1 protein-coding gene and 1 pseudogene are annotated in these 2,343 nt (G+C 61.5%); both read right to left on the bottom strand.

The window, feature by feature from the left end; all coding sequences use genetic code 11:
- A partial coding sequence (locus V6C07_RS06470; RefSeq protein WP_333535531.1) for an elongation factor G occupies positions 1–1,693 on the bottom strand: 1,693 nt, incomplete at its 3' end.
- A 21-nt stretch (positions 1,694–1,714) separates the two neighbouring features.
- Positions 1,715–2,343 (bottom strand): annotated as a pseudogene (locus tag V6C07_RS06465) (hypothetical protein); the annotation flags it as partial.

Genomic DNA, 2,343 nt, shown 5'->3' with positions numbered 1-2,343 from the left:
TGACCGGGTAGCCTGTGATGTCGCCGCTTTGCAGGGAGTCTCGCACACCTTCGACGGCCGCATCCACGTACACGCGGGGCAGAATCTTACGTGCCTCTTCGGGATTGTCGGGCAGAAAGCCGCCCACTTCCACGAGATTGCCGCTGCCACGCGGCCGGGGGGCCACGCGCAGTCTTACCGTACCCTGATGGTGCTCTTTGCCCAGTTCTCGGTCAAAAGTCACGGTGGCGGCGGCTTCCTTGCGCACGGTTTCGCGCAGGACGACCTGCGGGTTGCCCGAACGTGGGCTGATGCCGTATTCGCGCCGCATGCGTTCCAGCAGCACATCCAGGTGCAGTTCGCCCATGCCGGAAACCATGCGCATGCCCGTATCGTCATCCATCTGCATCTTGAGGGTGGGATCTTCTTCGGCGTAGCGGGTCAGGGCTTCGTCCAGAATTTTGCCTTCATCGGCATTGCGCGGCTCAAGGGCGAGGGTGATCACCGGGGCGTTGGCCTCAATGCTTTCAAGCGAAAGCTGCCTGTCACGCGAGGTGAGAGTTTCGCCGGTATGGGCCGAGCGCAGGCCTACGGCCACGACAATTTCTCCGGCAGAGGCCATCTCAAGCTGTTCCCGGCGGTCGGCGTGGGGCCTGTAAAGACGGTTCAGGCGGTCATCTTTGCCCTGTGTCGTGTTGCGCAGGTTGTCGCCTTCATGAATGCGCCCCGCGTACATGCGGAGAAAACAGTGTTTTCTGTTTTCCTCAAGCAGAACTTTGAACACAAGCGCCACCGCCGGAGCGCCGGCATCGGGCAGCACCGTGACCTCATGTCCCTGAGCGTCCAGCCCCACAGGCGGGGGAACATCCAGCGGAGAAGGCAGCCAGCGGCACACGGCATCCAGCACAGGCTGTATACCGGCGTTGCGCAGGGCAGAACCACAGAAGACCGGGGTTATGCTACGGGCCAGGACGGCCCGGCGCATGGCGGCGAGAACGGCATTGGCGTCATGCGTGTTTTCAAGGTAGGGAACCAGAAATTCCTCATCAGCCTCGGCCAGTTTTTCCAGCATCTGCTCTCGCCACGGAGCGGCCAGCGCAGCCTGTTCAGGCGAGAAGGGGGCGTGTCGCACGGTTTGCCCCTGATCATTCTCGTCAAAAGTCAGGCATTCTTCATGCACAAGGTCAAGAACTGCGCGAAAATCTTCGCCCTGACCAAGGGGGATGGCAACCGCGACCGCATTGGCGGCGAGCCTTTGGCGCATGGCGGCTAAAACCGCCTCGAAGTCAGCTCCCATCCTGTCCATTTTATTTATAAAGGCTATCTTGGGGACGCCGAAGTCCTCAGACTGCCGCCAGACGGTTTCTGATTGCGGCTCCACGCCGCCCACAGCGCAAAAAACGCCGACGGCCCCGTCCAGCACGCGCAGGGAGCGTTCCACCTCAATGGTGAAATCCACGTGCCCGGGGGTATCAATGAGATTTATGGTATGGCCGTTCCACTGGCATGTGGTGCAGGCGGACATGATGGTAATGCCGCGTTCCTGCTCTTCGGGCATGAAGTCCATAGTGGCTGCGCCGTCGTGCACTTCGCCCATACGGTGGATTTTGCGGCTGTAAAACAGCATGCGCTCGGACAGGGTGGTCTTGCCTGCGTCGATATGGGCTATGATGCCGATGTTGCGGATGCGGTCAATGCTGGATTGGCTCGACATGGCGGCTCCTGGGCTGGCTGGTTATAACAGGCCGAAGGCCAGGCTGTGTACGCGAAAAAAGTCCGGTGTAAGACCGGGGTGCAGCCAGAAGCCCTCGCAGCCCGGCGTCAGGGTAAGCAGAGGGGCGCTTGCGTGCGCGTGTTTCTCCCGGCAACGGGCGGAATGTCTGGCATGGCCGGAAAGAACATATCGCGCATGGGGTTTTGCGACGTTTGCTCCGGCAGGGTGCGGCAGATGGGGGGCCGCTGCCAGGATTTTCGGCAGAAAAACGTTTTGCGCGGCGGCACGGGCCGTGCATGTGCCTTGCGCCGGAACGTCTTGCATCGCGTTTTCGGAAAAAGATGCGTGCGTTGGGGCGGCATACTGCACAAAGTTTGCTCCGGCCTGCGCAAAGGCCAGAGCTTCCATGTCAAATTCGGGACTTTCGGCGCACGCGCCGGAGCTGCTTTCTGCATGGGCCGGGGGCAGTACCAGCGTTGGCGGTCGGTCTTCCTGCCAGCAGGGCAGGCCGAGAGTCTGTGCAAAAGCGGCAGTCAGATTCAGTTCCCCCGCATGCAGCAGCAGGAGGCGCCCGTGGCCGTGGCCGCATTGTTCCAGCAGCGCGTGCAGGTCCGGGGTATCCAGCGCAAAAACGTCTTCCACACCGCTCA

The sequence above is a fragment of the Desulfovibrio sp. 1214_IL3152 genome (assembly GCF_036763055.1).
Taxonomy (GTDB): domain Bacteria; phylum Desulfobacterota; class Desulfovibrionia; order Desulfovibrionales; family Desulfovibrionaceae; genus Desulfovibrio.
The sequence above is the reverse complement of the archived record's forward strand: the minus strand, read 5'-3'. Positions and strand labels throughout refer to the sequence as shown.